The organism is Methylotuvimicrobium sp., assembly GCF_050611805.1.
GTDB lineage: Bacteria > Pseudomonadota > Gammaproteobacteria > Methylococcales > Methylomonadaceae > Methylotuvimicrobium.
Genome location: NZ_JBNGHF010000004.1, coordinates 90,081 through 109,348, shown reverse-complemented (window position 1 = coordinate 109,348; position 19,268 = coordinate 90,081). Strand labels below are relative to the sequence as shown.

Here is a 19,268-nt window from a genome sequence, read left to right as displayed (position 1 = left end):
ATGCCAGCTCCATGCTGGCAAAGCCTTTATCGGACACCCAGGTGCCTCCTCAGGCACTGCCGAAATTTGAAATGCGAAAGGTATATAAAGCATCAGGGTGCGCATCACCCACTTGGGTCGGAATCTGTTGTCGAGTTAGGCGCCATGGAAAGGTGTGCGATGCGCACCCTACTGGGTTTTCGGCTTAAACGGCTATGCCGACTTCCAGGCCTTCGAACCAATCCAAAAAGCGATTAACGTTATCGCCTTTAAAAATACGCCCGTGTTGCGGCGCCATGATTTCGATATCGAGTTTGCGAACGCGCTCGATCCAGTCTCTTTTTGCTTGATTCGATGGCATCCAGCGTTGATGAAAGAAGCGCATGTGATCGATGTGGCTATCGAAATTGTCGACATAAATCGGCGCGCCGGACGCTTCGAGTGCCGCGCCGACATCGCCGGACATCAGGATTTTCGCTTCCGCGTCGTAAATATGAAAATTGGCCGATGAATGTAGGTAATGTGCTGGGATTATTTTCAGCTCGGTAGAATCTAGCTTGATCTTGCCGCCGTTATCGGGAATGCCGACATAGTCGATCGATTCGCAACCGAAGTGGCGGATGAAACCTTCCCAAAGCGATGAGGCATGGAGTTTCGCTTTCGGCAGGGCTTGGTCCCATAAACCCAGAGAGGAAATAATGTCGGGGTCTTGATGCGATGCGAATAAGTCGGTGATTTCCTCGACCGGCGCATGATGCAAGACGGCTGCCAGCATCGGTGCGAACAGTTCGATACCCCCGGGATCCATTAATAAACAACGGTTCGCCGTTCGGACAATATATTGATTGGTATCGATAATGTTGGCGGGTTTATTGGTATCCCGGCCAAACATGATCCAGCGGTGCGCTCCCTCGTATATTTGGGTCATCTTCATGGTTTGCTCGCCTTAATTTTACTTGATTACGTATAAGCTTCAGTCTAATTGAAGTCCGAAGAAGGTTTTGTGTCGCTATCGCGACGCTTATGTGTAGTCGGTTCGCGGACCGACAACCGCGATACTTTTCTTTGCTTGTCCAAAGAAAAGTATCCAAAAGAAAAGACACCCGGAGGCCGCTGCATCCTGCGCGCTGACGATTTTGCCGAGGGTTTTCGGAAGGGCTATCCTTAGCCCTCCGAAAACGAGCGGCATCCCTGCCGCTCCCCTAGCGGGCTGTTCTCGGCAAAATCGTCAGTGCTCGGCGCGGCCTAACGGGACCCAGGCGGGCACCCTTAGCCAAATCAAATAGGCTGAATGTTCTAAGTAATCAGGTAATTTTATGCGGTTATTCGGTAATGTTAATGACATTTAACGCGCTACGGCAGCGCTGTACGTTATTGTGAATGATTTGCGCGGCGCGATCGACGCTTTCGGCAACCGCCTGTAAGCTAAGTAGGTATTCCCCCGCTTGCGACGCTTCTATTCGGGAATTGGCGGCAATGACGCGCGCGGCTCGGGCCGGATGCATGACTTCTTGTAATTGATCGAGCAATTGCCCGACATGCCGCTTAAATTGTTTTCGGCACTCCAGCATTCTTTGTTCGACAGCTTCTGTCGAAGTTTGCAGTGAGGATTGATATTGCGCGCCTTCCGCCATTTTTGTCGCGGCTTGGAATTTGTCGAATGCGGTCGAGGTCCGATATTCATTGACGGTCAAACGGTAAAGCAATAAGGCGTGTTCGTTGATGGCATTGACCAATGTAATCGTTTCCTTGGCCAATTCGTTGATGAAATCGGTGATTGGCTGAAATCCTCTGGCTTTTTCTCCTGCTCGGAAGGCGATGGCCTTGGCGTTTGCGGCGGCCAGCGAGATTTCTTTCGCAACTTCCATCACTGCGCTCAACTCCGCGGCAATGGATGCAACGGCAACGAATTGGGATTTGGTTTGTTGAACTGTATCGGTCATGGCGCTTGAACTGATTGATGGTGTTGGGAATAAAAAGAAATCGGTTTTGTTTTACGATGGTCGCACACTCGTTGTTTTATACTCATCGTAGATCAAAATTCGGCACCGGGGGCCCGTCAAAGGACGCCGTGAATACATCCATGTAGGCTCTATGCCAGCATCCATGCTGGCAAAGCCTTTGCCGAGCACCCCGGCGCCTCCTTAGGCACTGCCGAAATTTGAAGTGCCAATTGAGGAAGCCTGGGTGTCACCTAACGCTAGGTGAGGGATCGGACACCCAGGCGCCGAATTTTGATCTACGACGGGTATAAATCGCATAATCAAGCACATAAGTTGCCTTGGTTTTTTTTCTTATGATACCAATCATAGACTGCTTTGACTCGATTGCCGCAAGCGTTAAATTCGATGGTGCTGCACAATTGCGTGACTAATTGAATGCCCCGGCCGAAAAAACTTTGGTTGTTCTCGAGATCGGAAAAGATGTTGTCAATATTGAATCCTTCACCGCTATCTTGGACGTCAACGATGAATTGGCCGCCGTTCGATTTAGGAATAGAGTCGATCGCTATTTCTATCGTGCCGGACGTGGCGTTGTTCAACCGTTCTTGGCGAAGCTCGTAGAAATGTAAAAAGTCTTCGGCCGTTTGTTTTTGCAGGGAATCCATTCGAAGTAGTCCATGGTCCAGCGCATTGGAAAATAACTCGCTGACAATAGTGAAGATCATTTCTCGTTGCCCCTGCAATCCCTGTAGGTCCGTCAATCCGTCGACAATAGCCGGAATCGGATTCATTAGGCGTAATCCTTCGATATCAAATTGCATCGCGATGGCCCATTGGCAATTGCGAAGCTCGGTAGGCGAATTTGTTGTTTGCCTGAGCCGATGGCGGAGCAGTCTGGCTATTTGATTCTCGATGAATTCGGGATCGAACGACAGGGCGTGAGTCTTTTGTTTATCGTTGTTTAGGCAGCGATCCAGTATCGCTTGCGAGCCGGCCGGTTCAACAATGAAGATTGCTTGCGCGATAGCCGGTGTTAATGTCGAAATAATTGGTTCGTCGGCGCTGCTATCGGAGCGATGAGGTAACAATGGGGCGGTGACGATCAGATCGAGGTTTTGTCCGTCAATGATTGTAATGGCTTCTTGATGATTGAGTGCGATATAGACTTGGTATCCGTGTTTGACCAAAACTTTTTGCAGGATTTCGGTAAAAGCTCGGTTCAGGGACGCTATGAGAATTCTTGCGGATGCGGAAACCGGAGCAAGTTGATTGTGTGTCATCGAAGAAGCGTCCAATTTAATGAGGCGTTATCGGTTTGATGCTAACGTAAACAATTTCTGGAAATTAGCGATTTCCAGGATTTTTTTGACTTCCGGGTTGGCATTCAGCAAACGGATAGCTGATGGGTCGTTATTCATCTTATCTCTCAATATCAACAGCATGCCTAATGCGGAGCTATCCATGTATTCGGTGTTCCTTAAATCCACAGTGATGGTTTTGACGCGATCTCGATCCCATTCGGTTGCTTTTCTAAAGTCTTGATGGACGCTGAAATCGAAGCGCCCTGAAATGCGGACGGTCAATTCTTTTTTTTCCGGATGATGAATGATTTCTAATGCCATTGTTTGCTTCCTATATGAGAGCATCGTTAAAATTGACTGACTGATTTAGGTTAAAATAACTCGATGTCGCCTTCATTCATCGAGCCTTGCATAACAGCCTTATGGGTTTTTGTGTGCCATTGTTGCTTCATATCGTTAAGTCGCTTAATGCCGTGATTGAGTTCATTAGCGATATTTTCTTGATCGCTCGACGTCAATATTTCAAAACCGATGCGCATTTCATCGATCAACGCCTGGAAATGCTGCGTATTGGCTTGCATGTATTCTATTAATTGCCTTGTCATGTCTTCAAATTGAAGGGCTCTGACCGCATGGTTGACATTATTTTCTATCTGTTGGGTTAGCTCTGAAACATCTTTGACTTTCCGATCGATTAAAGTATTGAGTTTGGCAATCTCAGTCATCATTTCATCGATATGGGCTTTTGAATGGATCGTTGTTGTCATGTCTTTCGATGCCATCGACTCGATCATACGCTTGGCTTGACCGATATTGGTTTTCGAATCGCTGACGACAGTTTTGATTTCCTCGCTGAATTTATCCGAGTTTTTAGATAGTTTACGCACTTCGTCGGCGACTACCGCGAAACCGCGTCCGGCTTCTCCAGCTCTTGCCGCCTCGATCGCGGCGTTCAGCGCCAATAGATTGGTTTGATCGGCGATACCCTGAACATCGGCCAATAATTTGCCGATGACTTCCATGTGCGATTCGACATCGTTGACGACATTGACCATTTCGATGCTTTGTTTGCTAACCGCGAGAATATGGTTGATAAAATCGGTCAGTACGATATCGGTTTCCTTGGCGAATTGCTTAAAACTCAGGGTGTCCGACTCTTGTTTATCGCTCGATTCGCCCAGGTTATTTATCAGCGATAGCATGGTTTCATTTTGCCGAGAGGCAAGTGTGTGCATGCCGTTGAAGCTGTCGGACATAGTCACGACCGCGTCCGATACGACCGATTTGACTTGTTGCAATTCTTCGTTAAAGGTATTGAGTTCTTGCGCGGCACAGGCTTGCAGATCGTTGATATAACGTTCGAGCAATCGATTAGCCTCGTTGTTATCCGTTTGTCGTGAATTCGATTCATCGGTTTTTGCCGAAGATTTAGCGGCATAGATCGTCCACAACCAGCCTAGTGATAGGATGGGTAGGAATATCCAATACAGAGTCGTTAAGGCAAATAGAGCCGGTGAAATTCCCGCGACGATGGCCAATACGATGGGTAAGGCGGGTTTTTTCAGCAAATTATCCATTGATTATCTCCTATTGGATTAAAGCCATAATTTGATCCGCGACTTGGTCGAGGGGCAGAACGACATCGGCGGCCCCAATTTTATAAGCTTCGCCGGGCATACCCCAAACGACGCTGCTGGCTTCGTCTTGTACGATGTTGAAAGCACCGGCCTCGTGCATGGCCTTCATGCCGGCCGCGCCATCGACCCCCATACCGGTCAGCATGACGCCGATGGCTTGATCGCCGACTTGTTGCGCAACTGAGTGAAACATTACGTCGACCGAGGGTTTGTGTCGGTTTACAGGCTCGGAGTCATCGAGTTGGCAGAAATAAGCCTTGTGATCCCGAGTTATCTTTAAATGTCTATCGCCCGGTGCAATATAGATATGTCCGGACTCAATTTTTAACCCGGTTTGGGCCAGCTTGACCGTCATCGCCGATATCTCGTCGACATGTCTGGCAAACGAGGCGCTAAACGCTGCAGGCAAATGCTGCGAAACGACAATGGGCGGGGTATTTGCAGGAAGAAGACCCGCTATTCGTTTGATTGCTTCGGTTCCGCCGGTGGATGCGCCGAGTGCAATGAGCGTTTTTTGTCGAGTGCTTTTACGGTTCTGATCGATAAGTTCGGGTTTTACCGGCATGCAATTGGGCGCATTATCCTGGATTCGCGCGCCGGCAGCCATGATGACTTTGCCGATCATTTCTTCGGTGTATTCTTTCAGGGTATGCGTCAGATCCAGTTTGGGTTTTGCGACAAAATCGACCGCGCCGAGATTCAATGCTTCAAGTGTGACTTCGGCGCCCTGTTCGGTCAAAGTGGAAATCATTACGACCGGCATGGGCCGAAGACGCATCAAGTTGCGCAAAAACGTCAAGCCATCCATGCGCGGCATTTCAATATCCAGCGTCAAGACATCGGGGGCGAGTTGCTTGATTTTTTCACGGGCTATGTAAGGATCCGCGGCGGTTCCAACCACTTCGATATTCGGCGAGCTGTTGAATATTTCGGTCAACAGCGCTCTGATCAAAGCCGAGTCGTCGATTATCAATAATCGTATTTTTTTCATGCCCTGTTTCCTAAAACAATTCGATTTCGCCTTCGACAGCGGCATTTTTAATTTGGCTTCGGTAGTTGTTTTCGCGTAATGCGATTGTATCGTTGTGAAGATTTTTGATTTTTTTCATGCGGACTTTCCCTGTTTTCGGATAAAAGTTGACTTTGCGCGGATAAATATCGCCGAGATCCTGGGCTAATAAGTTCAATGCTTCGGTATCGATATAATCGAGCACGAAACCGATGTTGCGCAATCCGACATCACTCAAGCTCGGGATGATTTTTCCGCCGCCGAAAACTTTGACTTCGAGGTTTTTACGTTTACCGCCGGAGGCTAGTATCGTATTGATCAGATGCTCCATCGCGTAGTTGCCATAACGTGTCGCGCTACCTAGCAGCGCATAACCGGCGTTTTTCGCTTGTTCGGTCGAGGTTTCCGGCAACATGAAATGATTCATTCCGCCGATACCGAGGACGCTATCCCGAATACAAGCAGCGATGCAGGAGCCGAGAACTGTGGTAATCATTTCATTCTCGTTGGTTACGTAATATTCGCCGGGAAGCAGTTTGGCCGCGATGATTTCGTTTTCACGGTCCCAATAACGATTGATAGCAGCGAAACCGGGCAGGGCGGGCGGTTTAATCTCGTTAGACATCGTCATCCGATCTTACGATAAATCGTGTTACCGATTAATTCGAATTGATCGGTAACTTGTTGCAATGATTCCGAATGCCCGATAAACAAACAGGAGCCGATAGTTAATAAGTTCGAGTATTTCGCGGCCAATGTTTTTTTGGTTTCACGGTCGAAATAAATAAAAACGTTACGGCAAAAAATAAAATCGAAAGGAGTTTTAATCGGCCAATCCTGCATCAGATTCAGTTGCTTGAAGGCAATCATTTGCCGCAGCTCCGGTTTGACTTTGACTTTGTTGATTTGCGAGCCGGTGCCTTTTTTGAACCAACGTTTCAGACGTTCTTCGGGGATACCGTTGACGCGGTTCAATTCATATACGCCGTTGGCCGCGAAATCCAAAACTTGGGTGTCGATATCTGTTGCCAGAATCTTGACGGTCCAGCCGATAGGCAAATTTTCCAGCAGCGTCATGGCTATCGAATACGCTTCCTCGCCGGTCGAACAACCTGCCGACCAGGCTCTAACTTGCCGAGAAGTTTGATTTTTTTCGATCAATTCCGGGATTACGGTTTTTTGCAAATAGTCGAAATGATGGTTTTCTCTGAAAAATGCGGTCAGATTAGTCGTGATTGAGTTGATGAAGTTCGTGAATTCCTGCGTCGAATCGTCCTCCAGTAGTCGGCAATATTCCTTGAAACTGTTTAGTCTCAGTGCTCTGATGCGCTTGGTAAGGCGTGAATAAAACATGTCGAACTTGTCGTCCGGAACTAAAATGCCGGAATGCTTGTTCGACAAAGCTCTTAAGCGATCAAAGTCCGCACGAGTGTATTCGAACTCTCGAAATTGTTGTAGTGAGGACGGCTCTTGTCGCGGCGGCACGCTCATTTTTAGAATAAACCGGATGCGGGGTGGTCGATTTCGAGCAGTTCGGCCAAGCCGAGTAAGCGAGCGCTATCGATGAATTTTTCCGATGGAAAGTCGAAAACCACGTGTTTTCCCGATTTGACGGCTTCCTGTTTTAACACGGTAAGTAATTGTAATGTTGCAGTATCGACAGTGGTAACCGCCGATGCATCGATTTCCAGTGTGTCACGGGATTCGAAGGCCTTGAGTAGAGACTCGTGTAATTCGTTGATGTGACGGATATTTAACACGGCGTCCAGCATTATCGGACCTTCGGCCATTGTTAAATCCCCCGCATCGGTCGTGGTTGTGTCATGGTTCATGGCTGGCTTTTCAATGTGGAGGCGTTTTTAAAAATATCGCTCATAACAAATGGCCGATTTGATCGAGTTCGTCCGGATTCAGGAGTTTATCGGCGTCGAGTAGCATGATCATGCCTTGCTTGGCGACATACATCCCGCGCATGTAACGAGTATCGATGTTAGTGCCTAGGTCGGGCGCTTTTTTGATGTCGTCATGACGAATATCCAATACGTCGGACACAGCATCGGCGACGACCCCCATGACCATTTGTCCGGAGGCCGTTGCGACGTTAATGACGATGACGACGGTCGTCGGCGAATAGTCCACAGCGGCGATATCGAAGCGTTCGCGCAAGTCGAGAATCGGCACGATGGCGCCGCGAAGGTTTAGTGCGCCTTTGATATAGCCGGGCGTTTTGGGGATTTTGCGTATCGGTTCCCACCCCCGGATCTCTTGGACTTTGAGTATTTCAACGCCATACATTTCACCGGCCAGTTCAAAAGTCAAGAACTGTTCGGAGTCGGATGTTTTTCTCTCGGTGATAGGATTGTTCGTCATAATTTTTTGAGCCTTTTTTCCTGGAAAAAGCATTTCTTGTGCGGGACGGGTATTTACCCCATCCCCAACGTTTCGGATTGTCCTTCAAATATTTCGGCTTGTTTTAGCCCCAGTCGAAACGTTTAGGACGGAGTTGCAAACCCCGTACTGCCAAGTGCTATTCAATACGCGTCGCGAAACTCAAATTGATCCGTCCTCGGAGTCTGTTTAAGGTTTAAAACTCTTCCCATTCATCGTCGTCTTGTACCGGTGTATTGAGTGTGGGCGCCGGTTTTGCTTGTTTTGAATGTTGTATCGACTGCGCTGATGTTGTTGTTTTTCCAGTTGCGGGTTTAGGCTTATCCGTAATCGTTTCAAAAGTCTGTTCAGATTTGTTTATGTTGTGCCCCAGCTTGAAAAAACTCAATAAATTTGCCATCTGAGTGGCTTGATCGGTCATCGACATGCTGGCGGCAGATGCCTGTTCGGCTAGTGCGGCATTTTGTTGTGTGATCTCGTCCATTTCGGAAACCGCTTGATTGACTTGCAGGATGCCTTGCGATTGTTCCATGCTGGCGGCGGCAATTTCCGAAACGATATCGCCGACTTTTTTGACACCTTGCACGATCTCTTGTAGTGCGGAGCCGGTTTCATTGACGAACTCGGTGCCGGTTCTTACTTTTTGCACACTATTTTGAATCAGCTCTTTGCTTTCTTTTGCAGCGACGGCACTTCTTTGCGCCAAGTTCCGCACTTCGGTGGCAACGACCGAAAAGCCGCGTCCTTGTTCGCCGGCTCTTGCCGCTTCGACTGAAGCGTTCAAGGCAAGCAGGTTGGTTTGAAAAGCGATTTCATCGATGACGCCGATGATTTCAGCGATTTTATTGCTGCTGTCGTTGATTTCGGCCATAGCCGAGACGGCAGAAGCGACTACGGTTCCGCCTTTTTCCGCGAGTTGCCGGGCATTTCCAGAAACCAGATTGGCTTGTTGCGCATTGTCGGCATTGTTTTTGACGGTGCCGGTTAGTTGTTCCATGCTCGATGCGGTTTCTTCGAGACTGGCCGCCTGGGTTTCTACCCGTTGCGATAGGTTGTTGTTGCCGCTCGCGATTTGTTGAGAGGTATTGCTGATAAAGTCGGCCGAACTTCTAATTTGTTCGAATATTTCGCTGAGTTTATCAAGCGTTTCGTTGATATCGTTTTTACATTGCGCATAGACGCCTTCATAGTCGTTCGTGATGCGTTGGGTTAAATCGCCGGACGACATACTTTGCATGACGCGTGCGACATCGCTAAACGCGCGTTCGATGACGTCGGTTAATTCATTGATACCCTCGCTCAAGGTTTCGAAGAAGCCTTCCTTGCCGTCCATGTTGACGCGGCCGCTAAGTTCGCCTGACTTGACCTGTTGGACGATTTCGGCGATTTCATGCTGAATGCTGACTTCGTCGCTACGGTCGATCCATTCGACGACCGTGCCAAGCCGTGTTTCGCCGGCGAATACCGGTGTTGCGATGACCACCATCGTGCGGCCGCCAATCATCAATTCGGCTTTGTAGGTTTGCGTCAATTTTGCCAGCAAGCCGCGTTGATGGGCCGGGTTTTTATGAAAGCTATCGATATTCGTGCCGATCAATGTGTCGGCATTGAAATCGGGCAGATCGCGTCGGAAGTCGTTTTCATTACGTTTGAATAGGAATTTCGCGGCATGATTCATATAGATAATGTTGCACTCCGCATCGGCCATCATGACATTGCCGGTCACTTGGTCCAGTGCCTGTTTGAGTCTCTCGGTGACGGCTCCGGCTTCGAGCGTCGCGGACAAGTCGGCATTCAGTTTGACTTGCATCGATTGCAGTGCCCGATTGAGGTCTCCGATTTGATCCAAGCGGTCGATATCGACCTTATTACGGAAGTAACCGCTCGCGGCATTATGGCAAAATACGATCGACTGCTCGATTGAGCCAAGTATCAAACGGAAGGTATGAATGCCTAATATCAAGCCCAACACGGACGATAGCGAATAGCCGGCAAGGGCGATAATGTTGCCGTCGATCATGGCTTGATAGCCGGCATGAAGTGACGGCAATAACAGCAGCAATAGGGCGAGGCCGGCTTTTTTAGACAATCCGCCTTGTTTGATCGCGGCCAGCTTAGCCGCAATTCCGGTCGGTCTGATGGTGGCTCGATCTGCGGCGATCTTCTGATAAAGCTCTTCCGCGTGATCGATTTGATCGCGAGAAGGTGCTTGGCGAACAGACAAATAGCCGGCAACCCGTTTATTTTCGAAATACGGCGTGACGTTGGCTTCGACCCAATAATAATCGCCAGTTTTGGTACGGTTTTTGATGAAGCCGATCCACGGCCGTCCGGCTTTGATCGTTTCCCATAAATCTTTGAATGCAGCGGGGGGCATGTCGGGATGACGAACGATATTATGGTTCGAGCCGACGAGTTCGTCACGGCTGAAACCGCTGATTTCGACGAAGGCGTCGTTTGCATAGATGATGCAGCCTTTCAAGTCGGTTTTGGTGACCAGGATCGTGCCCTGCTTCATCATGATTTCACGATCGGTGACAGGCATGTTCATTTTCATTGTAAGCTTTCCCCGTAAACTGTGGCATTCAATCGAAAGCGGTTAAGTTTCATCGTTATCCACGCCTTCTAATTTAAGTAATTTGTTGACATCCAGCAGCATCACCATGCGTTCGTTGAACGATGCTAGGCCGTTGATGAATTCGGTGCTGACTTTGGCGCCGAAATCGGGCGCGCTTTGAATTCTGGTTTTTTCAATGTCGATTACGTTTGAAACCGAATCGACGACCACTCCCATTACCCGGGGTTTACCGCCGATGAAGGCTTGCAGGACGACGACGACGGTCAACGGCGTATAGTGGGAGTGGCCTAGGTTGAAACGTTCGCGCAAATCGATGATCGGCACGATTGCGCCGCGCAGATTGACTACGCCTTTTTCATAAGCGGGGACATTTGGAATTCTGGATACCGGTTCCCAACTGCGGATTTCTTGTACCCGCAAAATATCGACGCCATATTCCTCGTCGCCGAGTGTAAAACTCAAATATTGCGCCATATCGGACGGCTTTTTGCTGTCCATCTGTTGTTGGGACTGATCGTCTGTGTTTGCCATTTTGGTATTCGTTCGGTCAATGGTTCGATAAACGGACGAGCCCTGGAATATCCAGGATCAAGGCAACCGAGCCGTCGCCGAGAATGGTTGCGCCCGATATGCCTTCGACTTGTCGGTAATTGGCCTCGAGCGATTTAACGACGACTTGTTGTTGCGTTAAAAGGTCGTCGACGAAAAGGCCGCAACGGATGCCTTGGCCTTCGACGACTACCAGCAAGCCTTCGGTTAATTTGGTCGCTTTCGCATTCGGAACCGAAAAAATTTCATGCATGCGGATAATAGGCAAATACTCCTGGCGTAGCCGGAAGGTTTCGCCTTTGCCTGCCACGCGATTGATCATGCGCTCGGTGACATTGATCGATTCGATAATAGAACCGAGCGGTATGATATAGGTTTCATCGCCGACCGCGACCGATTGGCCGTCCAGGATCGCCAGCGTCAACGGTAAATAGATCGCCATGGTCGAGCCTTTGCCCAACTGCGAAACGATATCGATATTGCCGCCGAGCGATTGAATATTACGTCTAACCACGTCCATGCCTACGCCGCGCCCAGATACGTCGGTTAATTGTTCGGCGGTCGAAAATCCGGGCATGAAGATGAGTTCGTAGGTCTGTTTATCGCTCAACACGGCATCGTCCTGTATCAGTCCCTTTTCCAGTGCTTTGGCCCGCAATTTGTCTTTATCCAGTCCGCGGCCGTCGTCACTGACTTCGATAACGATATTACCTCCTCGATGATAGGCTTCGAGTGTTACGGTGCCGGTTTCTTGTTTTCCTGCCGCAATGCGTTCATCCGGTGTTTCGATGCCGTGGTCTAGGCTATTTCGAACTAAATGTACCAAGGGGTCGCTAATGAGTTCGACAACGGTTTTATCGACTTCGGTATGTTCGCCGATTAGTTGTAGCTCAATTTTTTTGCCCAGTTTTGAGCTCAAATCATGAACCAGGCGAGGAAAGCGGCTGAACACGAAGCTGATCGGCAGCATTCTTATATTCATGACGCTTTCTTGCAGTTCGCGCGTATGCCGTTCGAGTTGTGCGAGGCCGTTTTTGAGTTGATCCAGTTTATTTAGGCTGAAATGTTCGCCGATTAAGCTCAGCATCGATTGGGTAATGACCAATTCGCCGACCATGTTAATCAGTGTGTCGATTTTGGCGGTATCGACACGGATCGAGGCGGAGCTTTTGCCGGCGCTTGGGGTTTTGTCGGCGTTTACTTTTTCGTTTTGACCAGATTCGCTGACAATGGGAGGGTTGGTTGCCGAAGAAGGAGGCGTTGTTTCAATTGCAGCGGATTGAGGTGGTTCGTCGAATGCCGGTGAGGAAGCCTGTGTCGTTTGTTCGATGTTTTGCACGGCAAGGTCGCAATGTTCCTCGACCCAATCGAAAATATCGTCGATTTCCGGGCGAGGGATGTTGCCATGCACGGTTATTTGCCAGGAAAGATGGCATTCCTCGGGGTCGAGTTCGTAAAGCCCGGGTACGCCGTGTAGGTCTACGGTAATATCGATGCCCCCCAGTTCGGCCAATTCACGAAACATTCTGACCGGGTCGTTGCCGGTTTTAAGCAAATCGGCATGAGGGCTAAAGGCAATACGCCATCCTGCATTATCGTTGTTGAGTTCGATAGGTTGCTTTGGTTGTACAGGGGGCGATGCAGTATTGTCGGCACCGTTTAATTCGGTGTCGAGCGCTTTTTTATGCTGCGTGACTTTTTCTTGATCTAAGGTTTTTTCGTCTTGAATCGCGGTTAGCATTTCACGGAGGCAATCGACCGACCCTAGCAACACATTGATAGCCGGTTGAGTAACTTTTCGGCGGCCGTCGCGCATTTCATCAAGCAGTGTTTCCATTGCATGCGTGAAGTCGGCTACTGCGGAAAACCCGAATGTTCCACTTCCGCCCTTGATGGAATGCGCGGCTCTGAAAATCGTATTGATGGTTTCGGCGTCGACATCGCCCATGTCTAGATTCAATAGGCCGGATTCCATGATATCGAGTCCTTCGAAGCTTTCTTCGAAGAAAATCTGGTGGAATTGCGCCATATCAATAGACATTGAGTGGTCCGTATCTGAAGGATGTTGTTAAAAATGATGTTGATTGAAACGGATGCGACAGTAGCAAAAGAAAACGTCAATAGCTGATATCTATTTGTTACGAATTTCGTCTCGTTAACTATGGCCAACGGTGTGTAGACGATTAGTAATCGGATCGAGGCCGCTTAACCAAGCACTTTTTGGATCGTTTTCAGTAATTGATCCGGATTGAATGGTTTGACGATCCATCCGGTTGCTCCCGCTTCCTTGCCTTGTTGTTTTTTGTCGGTGCCAGATTCGGTTGTTAACATAAGCATAGGCACGAATTTGTAATCGGGCAAGGCTCTCAAGTCTTTGATCAAGGTGATGCCGTCTTTATTCGGCATGTTGACATCGGTTACGACACAGTCGAATTTTTTGCTTTTTGCCTTATTTAACGCATCCACGCCATCGACGGCTTCGACAACGTCGTAGCCGGCCCCTTTTAATGTAAACGAGACCATTTGTCTCATCGATGCGGAATCGTCGACTGCAAGAATACTCGCCATGATGTTCTCCTAAAGTGTAGTAGTCGGATTTGATTGGGCTAAGGAAAAATAGTGATCCCTAGTCTTTAAGAATTATAGCTTTCGCACTTCAAATTTCGGTAGTGCCTCAGGAGGCACCGGGGTGCCTGGAAAAGCTCAACGGCGGCTGTCCCTGCCGCCGACGCCTGCCGGTCGAGCAACCGCACCCGCTTCGGCTCGCATACTGTCAAAGTAACGTTCATGAAGGCCTGGCCATCGCCCCGGCAAATGAAAGTTCTCTGGTGGCGGAGGGTGCGGTCCTCGTCCGACAGGACGCCGTGAACCCAGCACCTAAATTATCCAAGGTAGTTAACCATAGGCAATGCGCTATGGAATTTAGGTGCTGGGTGAATACATCCATGTAGGCTCGGCGGCGGGTCGAACGCCAAGGATGGCGTGAATGCAGATTTTGCATGGAGCAAAAATCTGCCCTGCCGCCGACGCCTGTCGATAGAGCAACCGCACCCGCTTCGGTTCGCATACTTTCACAGTAATGGACGAATAATAACTAAAAACGAGTTCGTTTATTTCAATATGATGCCTACAGGGCCTTGTTGGGTGTGAGGTAGGTAAGGCAGCGCTCGAGTTTTATACCTATTACCCATTCCTATTAGATAAAGTTTTTCGGCATTTTAGCGCTTTTTGTTTGGGAAGCGATTGCCATATCATCGATTTTTTGGGTTATTATCAAAAAATGCGATTCCTGTCTCGTTTTTTGCAATGAGATTGATAAGGCGTTTAGGATTTGCTCGTAAATAACCTCCCTATTTTACGGAGGGTTCGGGGTTGCTCGTTTGGTAGGTGTCGGCGGCAGGGAAAGCCGCCGCCAAGCCTACAAGGACGTATTCACGGTGTCCTGCCAAACGAGTTACCGAACCCTCAACAAAGCGCATAGTTCCAGGACGTTATTTATCACGAAATCCTTAGTTATTAAAATAGCTCAATGTCGTCGTTTTCGCCGGCGTTTTTGATGAGCGTATCGGTGTTTTCGTAGATCACGGCTCTATTTCTTCCGTTTTCCTTAGCGTAATACAGTGCTTTGTCGGCGCGATCGAGTAGCGTTGTCGGCATACACATGCTGTCGATATGCGTAATGCCGATGCTGACTGTAATGCGTCCTACCGTCGGAAAGTTATGGTTGGCGACCGTTTCGCGAAATCGGTTAAACGTGTGCTCGGCACCTTCCATATCGGTGAGGTTGAGAATGACGACGAATTCTTCGCCGCCGAAGCGAAATAAAAAATCGTTATAGCGAAAGCATTTTTCCATCAGCTGGCTGAAAATCAAGAGGACTTCGTCGCCGTATAGATGGCCGAAATCATCGTTGACTCGCTTGAAGTGATCGATGTCGAGTAAGGCAATCCAGGAGCTTTTTTGATGGTTTGGATCGGTGACCGGGTATTTCAAATAATGTTCGCAAACTTGCAATAGACGAGTATCGAACGATTGGCGGTTAGGCAACTTGGTCAATACGTCGCGTTCCTTGCTGTCGTGTAATATAACTTGGTTTCTAAATATCGAAAGGAGTTGACGGAATAATTCTATCGTTTGTCGGTCGAAAAGGCCGTCTAAAGCAATCGCGCGATCGGGGCCTTTCGTCTCTTTGAGCGAGAGATAGACTTGGCGATAACGCCCGTTGGCATCGGACATTTTCGGGATGACGCGTAATTCGTTGTCGAGGATGTTGATTAAGTCGTTATGATCGTTGCTTTCGTCACGAGTAAAATCCAATGGGAAGCGTCTCACCAATTGTTCGCAAGGTGCTATGGCTTCGCCGGTTTTTTTTCGGCTCCGGTTGTAAATCTCATAAGCCGCAGCTTTTTTCACCCCGGGTATTTCAAGCAGAATGTCCAGAAATTGGTGTGTCAGCGCCTGATAATCGGGCTGCTCGGTTAGCGAAGCAGCCCAGGTAAATACTTGTTCTACGGAAAGGTTGATAGTCATCAAGCGCTTATTATGGCATTAAAATATAACTTTTTCGGATTTTAATGTGGCATAAATATCATCGATCGAGTCGGCCTCGCTATCGAATTCAATATCCGCAGCTTCGTAATTCAAACCGATGCATAGAGCGATCAAGCCGGCATTATTAATAAGTTGAGCAAATTCGTCCGGTTCGCTGAACAGCGTTTCGACGACCGTTGCGGCATGACCATTGTCGAATAGCTTCCTTTCCAACAAATAAGCTGTTTCATGTGCCTTGTGGCCTTTCAATAAAATGACTGTGGCTTTTTGTCCGAATCGTGCAGCGCGGTCTTCCGGTGAAACCGGTTGCAGATTGAATTCATCGGCATTGTCGGTGATCATGCCTGCGCCGACCGTTACATTGCTTAGTCGGTCGATGACGATGAACGAGCCGGTGCCTTTGCTGCGTTTGTATGGGTCGAAGACGACCGGTGCGTTCAGGTTGACCGTGCATAGGCCGATTTCATTGAGGTTGAGCTCGCTTGCATCGTGATGTTCCAGCGTGTTGACGTCGACTCGGTGATGAATCATGGATATCGATCCCGAAGCGGTTCGCGTCGCGAGCTTGATAATGTATTGTCGGCCCGGTGTCAGAGCTTTTTCAGTCATCCAGACGATCATCGCTTTAAATTTGTCGGCGACGGTCGGTGATGCCGTTTGTTTGCTGATGATCATGTCGCCACGGCTGATGTCTATTTCATCCTCGAGCGTCAAGGTAACGGCCATCGGCGGGAAGACTTGTTCCAGTTCACCGTCGTAAGTCACGATGGATTTAATTTTGCTGGATTTTCCGGAGGGAAGAGCAGTAATACGATCGCCTTTGTGAAAAACGCCTGATGAAACAGTGCCGCAGAAACCGCGGAAATCTAAATTGGGTCGATTGACGTATTGCACCGGAAAACGGGCGTCGCTGAAATTGCGATCGGAGGCAATTTCGATCGTGTTCAAGGTTTCCATCATTGGCTTGCCGGTATACCAAGGCATGCTTTCGCTGGGGTTGACGACATTGTCTCCGTTCAGCGCCGAAATTGGGATGAAGCGAATATCGTGCAGATCCAGGGCTTTGACGAAATTCAGATAATCTTCTTTAATTTGATTGAATTTCTCTTCGCTGAATTCGATCAAGTCCATTTTGTTGATAGCGACGATAATCCGTTTGATGCCGAGTAACGAAACGATGAAACTGTGACGTTTGGTTTGTGTTTGCACGCCATAGCGGGCATCGATCAAAATAATCGCCAAATCGCAGGTCGATGCGCCGGTCGCCATGTTGCGCGTGTATTGCTCATGCCCCGGTGTGTCGGCGATAATGAATTTGCGCGTCGAGGTGGAGAAATAACGGTATGCGACATCGATCGTGATGCCTTGTTCGCGTTCGGCCTGCAAGCCGTCGACCAGCAAAGCTAAATCGATCTGTCCGGCGCCGGTAGTACCGGATTTGACGCTGTCCGCTTTTACTGCGGCCAGCTGATCTTCGTAGATCATTTTTGAGTCGTGCAACAAGCGGCCGATCAGCGTGCTTTTGCCGTCATCGACATTGCCGCAGGTTAAAAAACGCAATAACTCCTTGCGTTCATGTTGGGCCAAATAGGCGTTGATATCGGTGCTGATGAGTTCTGATTGGTGGGACATGGGTTAGGTTCAAGGTTCAAGGTTCAAGGAATAAGGTTTGGGATGCGTGAGCTAAGCTGAGCGGGCTTTGATTAGGCCGGATATCATCATCGATATTTCTTGGGCTTCTTCTAGCCAACTTGATCCAGTTTGTTTGTGGATACAGCCGATTTCCATGCCAATATAAATTTGGGTGCGCAATTCGCCTGCTGAGCCTTTTGCATAATATACTTTGCACGGCCACATTTGCGGTTTTCTGACGCGCTCTTTTGTCCGGTAGCGGCGTTGCGAAAACAGTTACATAGCTTGCTATGCGCCTGTTTTCGCGCCTTGCTACCGAACAAAATAGCATTGCCATAAAATCCGCAAACATGCCCGCGCGAAGTATAAAAGAACTTTATAGCATCTTTATTGGTGTTTCGTTCATAACCTTCGGCTATGTTGCAGGGTATGGATAACGCGCTACGGGTTATTTGGTCTTTAAAACCGAGGTCTGTGCATTCTTTGAGGTGCCGATAAACATTAACACACAACCTACACGCGCGTTTCCATACAACTAAATCTTCAAAGCTCATGGGTTTTAAGGGCAAGAGATAAGGTTGAGGATTCTTTCCCTTTCATCTTTCGTCTTTCTCCTTGCCTCTCAGAAATACCCCTCGCGCTTTTTTTGTTCCATCGAGCCGGCCTGGTCGAAGTCTATCAGCCGTCCTTGACGTTCGGAACTGGTCGTCAACAACATTTCCTGAATGATTTCGGGTAGCGTTGTGGCAGTCGATTCGACCGCGCCGGTTAAAGGATAGCAACCCAAAGTTCTAAACCGAACCATTTTCATTTCGACTTTGTCTTCAGGGCCTATCGGCATGCGGTTGTCATCGACCATGATCAGCATGCCGTCTTTGTTGACGACAGGGCGTTCCTTGGCGAAATAGAGCGGTACGATCGGGATGTTCTCGAGATGAATGTATTGCCAAATATCGAGTTCGGTCCAGTTCGACAACGGAAAGACGCGGATGCTTTCGCCTTTGTCGATTCTGCCGTTATAGATGTTCCAAAGTTCGGGTCTTTGATTTTTCGGATCCCAACTATGGTTTTTATCGCGGAACGAGTAGACGCGTTCCTTGGCGCGGGATTTTTCTTCGTCGCGACGAGCGCCGCCGAATGCCGCGTCAAACTTGTATTTATTGAGTCCTTGTTTGAGCGAATCGGTTTTCATTACTTCGGTGTGCTTCTTGCTGCCGTGTGTAAAAGGTCCGACGCCTTGTTCGACGCCATCCTGATTGATGTGAACCAGTAACTCCAAGCCTAAATCTTTCGCTAATTTGTCGCGAAACTCGATCATTTCTCGGAATTTCCAGGTCGTGTCGATATGCATCAATGGAAAAGGCGGTTTGCCGGGATAAAAGGCTTTTAACGCCAATTGCAGCATGACGGCCGAATCCTTGCCGATCGAATACAGCATGACAGGTCGTTCGAATTCGGCCGCGACTTCACGGATGATGTGAATACTTTCAGCTTCGAGCTGCTTGAGGTGGGTAAGTTTATAGTCAGTCATCAATGATCCGTTATATTAAATTCCACGGATTGTCCGTGAAGAGTCAATGCGAAAATAATTTACATTTTATGTTGAAAGCGGGCAATTTGCCATACTAGTTATGAATTTAGAAAAATGCCGATGGGTTGTTTCTATTCCTTAAGAATCAAAAATTGACTCACCATTTATTT

The 19,268-nt window shown here is 48.5% G+C and carries 18 protein-coding genes and 1 pseudogene; all 19 read right to left on the bottom strand.

The window, feature by feature from the left end; translation table 11 throughout:
- Positions 1 to 184: 184 nt before the first annotated feature.
- The 19 genes and pseudogenes from ACRJJO_RS03610 to cysD all read right to left on the bottom strand — a co-directional run bounded on the left by ACRJJO_RS03610 (position 185) and on the right by cysD (position 19,098).
- Positions 185 to 913, bottom strand: coding sequence for an MBL fold metallo-hydrolase (locus ACRJJO_RS03610; protein WP_431064555.1), 729 nt, complete (start codon positions 911 to 913; stop codon positions 185 to 187).
- Positions 914 to 1,301: 388 nt separating this feature from the next.
- The gene (locus tag ACRJJO_RS03605; RefSeq protein WP_431064554.1) at positions 1,302 to 1,922 is read right to left on the bottom strand and encodes a chemotaxis protein; all 621 of its coding nucleotides are present in this window, start codon (positions 1,920 to 1,922) and stop codon (positions 1,302 to 1,304) included.
- 320 nt (positions 1,923 to 2,242) lie between these two features.
- The gene (locus tag ACRJJO_RS03600; RefSeq protein WP_431064553.1) at positions 2,243 to 3,202 is read right to left on the bottom strand and encodes a hypothetical protein; all 960 of its coding nucleotides are present in this window, start codon (positions 3,200 to 3,202) and stop codon (positions 2,243 to 2,245) included.
- A 27-nt stretch (positions 3,203 to 3,229) separates the two neighbouring features.
- Positions 3,230 to 3,544: an STAS domain-containing protein gene (locus tag ACRJJO_RS03595; RefSeq protein WP_341325966.1), complete on the bottom strand. Its 315-nt coding sequence runs from the start codon at positions 3,542 to 3,544 to the stop codon at positions 3,230 to 3,232.
- A gap of 50 nt (positions 3,545 to 3,594) precedes the next feature.
- Positions 3,595 to 4,800: a methyl-accepting chemotaxis protein gene (locus ACRJJO_RS03590; RefSeq protein ID WP_431064552.1), complete on the bottom strand. Its 1,206-nt coding sequence runs from the start codon at positions 4,798 to 4,800 to the stop codon at positions 3,595 to 3,597.
- Between the two features lie 10 nt (positions 4,801 to 4,810).
- Positions 4,811 to 5,851: a protein-glutamate methylesterase/protein-glutamine glutaminase gene (locus ACRJJO_RS03585; RefSeq protein WP_431064551.1), complete on the bottom strand. Its 1,041-nt coding sequence runs from the start codon at positions 5,849 to 5,851 to the stop codon at positions 4,811 to 4,813.
- Between the two features lie 10 nt (positions 5,852 to 5,861).
- Positions 5,862 to 6,500: a chemoreceptor glutamine deamidase CheD gene (gene cheD / locus ACRJJO_RS03580; protein WP_431064550.1), complete on the bottom strand. Its 639-nt coding sequence runs from the start codon at positions 6,498 to 6,500 to the stop codon at positions 5,862 to 5,864.
- Entirely contained in the window at positions 6,497 to 7,360 is an 864-nt protein-coding gene (locus ACRJJO_RS03575) for a CheR family methyltransferase (protein WP_431064549.1), read from the bottom strand. The genes cheD and ACRJJO_RS03575 overlap by 4 nt, the downstream gene beginning before the upstream one ends.
- A 2-nt stretch (positions 7,361 to 7,362) precedes the next feature.
- The gene (locus tag ACRJJO_RS03570) at positions 7,363 to 7,701 is read right to left on the bottom strand and encodes an STAS domain-containing protein (protein WP_431064548.1); all 339 of its coding nucleotides are present in this window, start codon (positions 7,699 to 7,701) and stop codon (positions 7,363 to 7,365) included.
- Between the two features lie 40 nt (positions 7,702 to 7,741).
- Entirely contained in the window at positions 7,742 to 8,239 is a 498-nt protein-coding gene (locus tag ACRJJO_RS03565; protein ID WP_431064547.1) for a chemotaxis protein CheW, read from the bottom strand.
- 214 nt (positions 8,240 to 8,453) lie between these two features.
- Entirely contained in the window at positions 8,454 to 10,814 is a 2,361-nt protein-coding gene (locus ACRJJO_RS03560; RefSeq protein ID WP_431064546.1) for a methyl-accepting chemotaxis protein, read from the bottom strand.
- Positions 10,815 to 10,856: 42 nt separating this feature from the next.
- Positions 10,857 to 11,366 (bottom strand): chemotaxis protein CheW, encoded by a 510-nt coding sequence (locus ACRJJO_RS03555; RefSeq protein ID WP_431064545.1) that lies wholly within the window; start codon positions 11,364 to 11,366, stop codon positions 10,857 to 10,859.
- A gap of 16 nt (positions 11,367 to 11,382) precedes the next feature.
- Positions 11,383 to 13,425, bottom strand: coding sequence for a chemotaxis protein CheA (locus ACRJJO_RS03550; protein WP_431064544.1), 2,043 nt, complete (start codon positions 13,423 to 13,425; stop codon positions 11,383 to 11,385).
- A gap of 164 nt (positions 13,426 to 13,589) precedes the next feature.
- The gene (locus tag ACRJJO_RS03545; protein WP_014149299.1) at positions 13,590 to 13,952 is read right to left on the bottom strand and encodes a response regulator; all 363 of its coding nucleotides are present in this window, start codon (positions 13,950 to 13,952) and stop codon (positions 13,590 to 13,592) included.
- Positions 13,953 to 14,900: 948 nt separating this feature from the next.
- Complete coding sequence (locus tag ACRJJO_RS03540; protein ID WP_431064543.1) at positions 14,901 to 15,914, bottom strand: GGDEF domain-containing protein; 1,014 nt, start codon at positions 15,912 to 15,914, stop codon at positions 14,901 to 14,903.
- A gap of 18 nt (positions 15,915 to 15,932) precedes the next feature.
- Positions 15,933 to 17,567: a sulfate adenylyltransferase subunit CysN gene (gene cysN / locus ACRJJO_RS03535; protein WP_431064542.1), complete on the bottom strand. Its 1,635-nt coding sequence runs from the start codon at positions 17,565 to 17,567 to the stop codon at positions 15,933 to 15,935.
- A 51-nt stretch (positions 17,568 to 17,618) separates the two neighbouring features.
- Complete coding sequence (locus ACRJJO_RS03530) at positions 17,619 to 17,792, bottom strand: four helix bundle protein (protein ID WP_431064541.1); 174 nt, start codon at positions 17,790 to 17,792, stop codon at positions 17,619 to 17,621.
- 185 nt (positions 17,793 to 17,977) lie between these two features.
- Positions 17,978 to 18,121: pseudogene (locus tag ACRJJO_RS03525) on the bottom strand (four helix bundle protein); the annotation flags it as partial.
- Positions 18,122 to 18,189: 68 nt separating this feature from the next.
- Entirely contained in the window at positions 18,190 to 19,098 is a 909-nt protein-coding gene (gene cysD / locus ACRJJO_RS03520) for a sulfate adenylyltransferase subunit CysD (RefSeq protein WP_404360343.1), read from the bottom strand.
- Between the last annotated feature and the right edge of the window lie 170 nt (positions 19,099 to 19,268).

Excerpts from the sequence above, each read along its gene's own strand:
- ACRJJO_RS03610 (WP_431064555.1), bottom strand. The coding sequence starts at position 913 with ATGAAGATGACCCAAATATACGAGGGAGCGCACCGCTGGATCATGTTT.
- ACRJJO_RS03605 (WP_431064554.1), bottom strand. The coding sequence starts at position 1,922 with ATGACCGATACAGTTCAACAAACCAAATCCCAATTCGTTGCCGTTGCA.
- ACRJJO_RS03600 (WP_431064553.1), bottom strand. The coding sequence starts at position 3,202 with ATGACACACAATCAACTTGCTCCGGTTTCCGCATCCGCAAGAATTCTC.
- ACRJJO_RS03595 (WP_341325966.1), bottom strand. The coding sequence starts at position 3,544 with ATGGCATTAGAAATCATTCATCATCCGGAAAAAAAAGAATTGACCGTC.
- ACRJJO_RS03590 (WP_431064552.1), bottom strand. The coding sequence starts at position 4,800 with ATGGATAATTTGCTGAAAAAACCCGCCTTACCCATCGTATTGGCCATC.
- ACRJJO_RS03585 (WP_431064551.1), bottom strand. The coding sequence starts at position 5,851 with ATGAAAAAAATACGATTATTGATAATCGACGACTCGGCTTTGATCAGA.
- cheD (WP_431064550.1), bottom strand. The coding sequence starts at position 6,500 with ATGACGATGTCTAACGAGATTAAACCGCCCGCCCTGCCCGGTTTCGCT.
- ACRJJO_RS03575 (WP_431064549.1), bottom strand. The coding sequence starts at position 7,360 with ATGAGCGTGCCGCCGCGACAAGAGCCGTCCTCACTACAACAATTTCGA.
- ACRJJO_RS03570 (WP_431064548.1), bottom strand. The coding sequence starts at position 7,701 with ATGAACCATGACACAACCACGACCGATGCGGGGGATTTAACAATGGCC.
- ACRJJO_RS03565 (WP_431064547.1), bottom strand. The coding sequence starts at position 8,239 with ATGACGAACAATCCTATCACCGAGAGAAAAACATCCGACTCCGAACAG.
- ACRJJO_RS03560 (WP_431064546.1), bottom strand. The coding sequence starts at position 10,814 with ATGAAAATGAACATGCCTGTCACCGATCGTGAAATCATGATGAAGCAG.
- ACRJJO_RS03555 (WP_431064545.1), bottom strand. The coding sequence starts at position 11,366 with ATGGCAAACACAGACGATCAGTCCCAACAACAGATGGACAGCAAAAAG.
- ACRJJO_RS03550 (WP_431064544.1), bottom strand. The coding sequence starts at position 13,425 with ATGTCTATTGATATGGCGCAATTCCACCAGATTTTCTTCGAAGAAAGC.
- ACRJJO_RS03545 (WP_014149299.1), bottom strand. The coding sequence starts at position 13,952 with ATGGCGAGTATTCTTGCAGTCGACGATTCCGCATCGATGAGACAAATG.
- ACRJJO_RS03540 (WP_431064543.1), bottom strand. The coding sequence starts at position 15,914 with ATGACTATCAACCTTTCCGTAGAACAAGTATTTACCTGGGCTGCTTCG.
- cysN (WP_431064542.1), bottom strand. The coding sequence starts at position 17,567 with ATGTCCCACCAATCAGAACTCATCAGCACCGATATCAACGCCTATTTG.
- ACRJJO_RS03530 (WP_431064541.1), bottom strand. The coding sequence starts at position 17,792 with ATGTGGCCGTGCAAAGTATATTATGCAAAAGGCTCAGCAGGCGAATTG.
- cysD (WP_404360343.1), bottom strand. The coding sequence starts at position 19,098 with ATGACTGACTATAAACTTACCCACCTCAAGCAGCTCGAAGCTGAAAGT.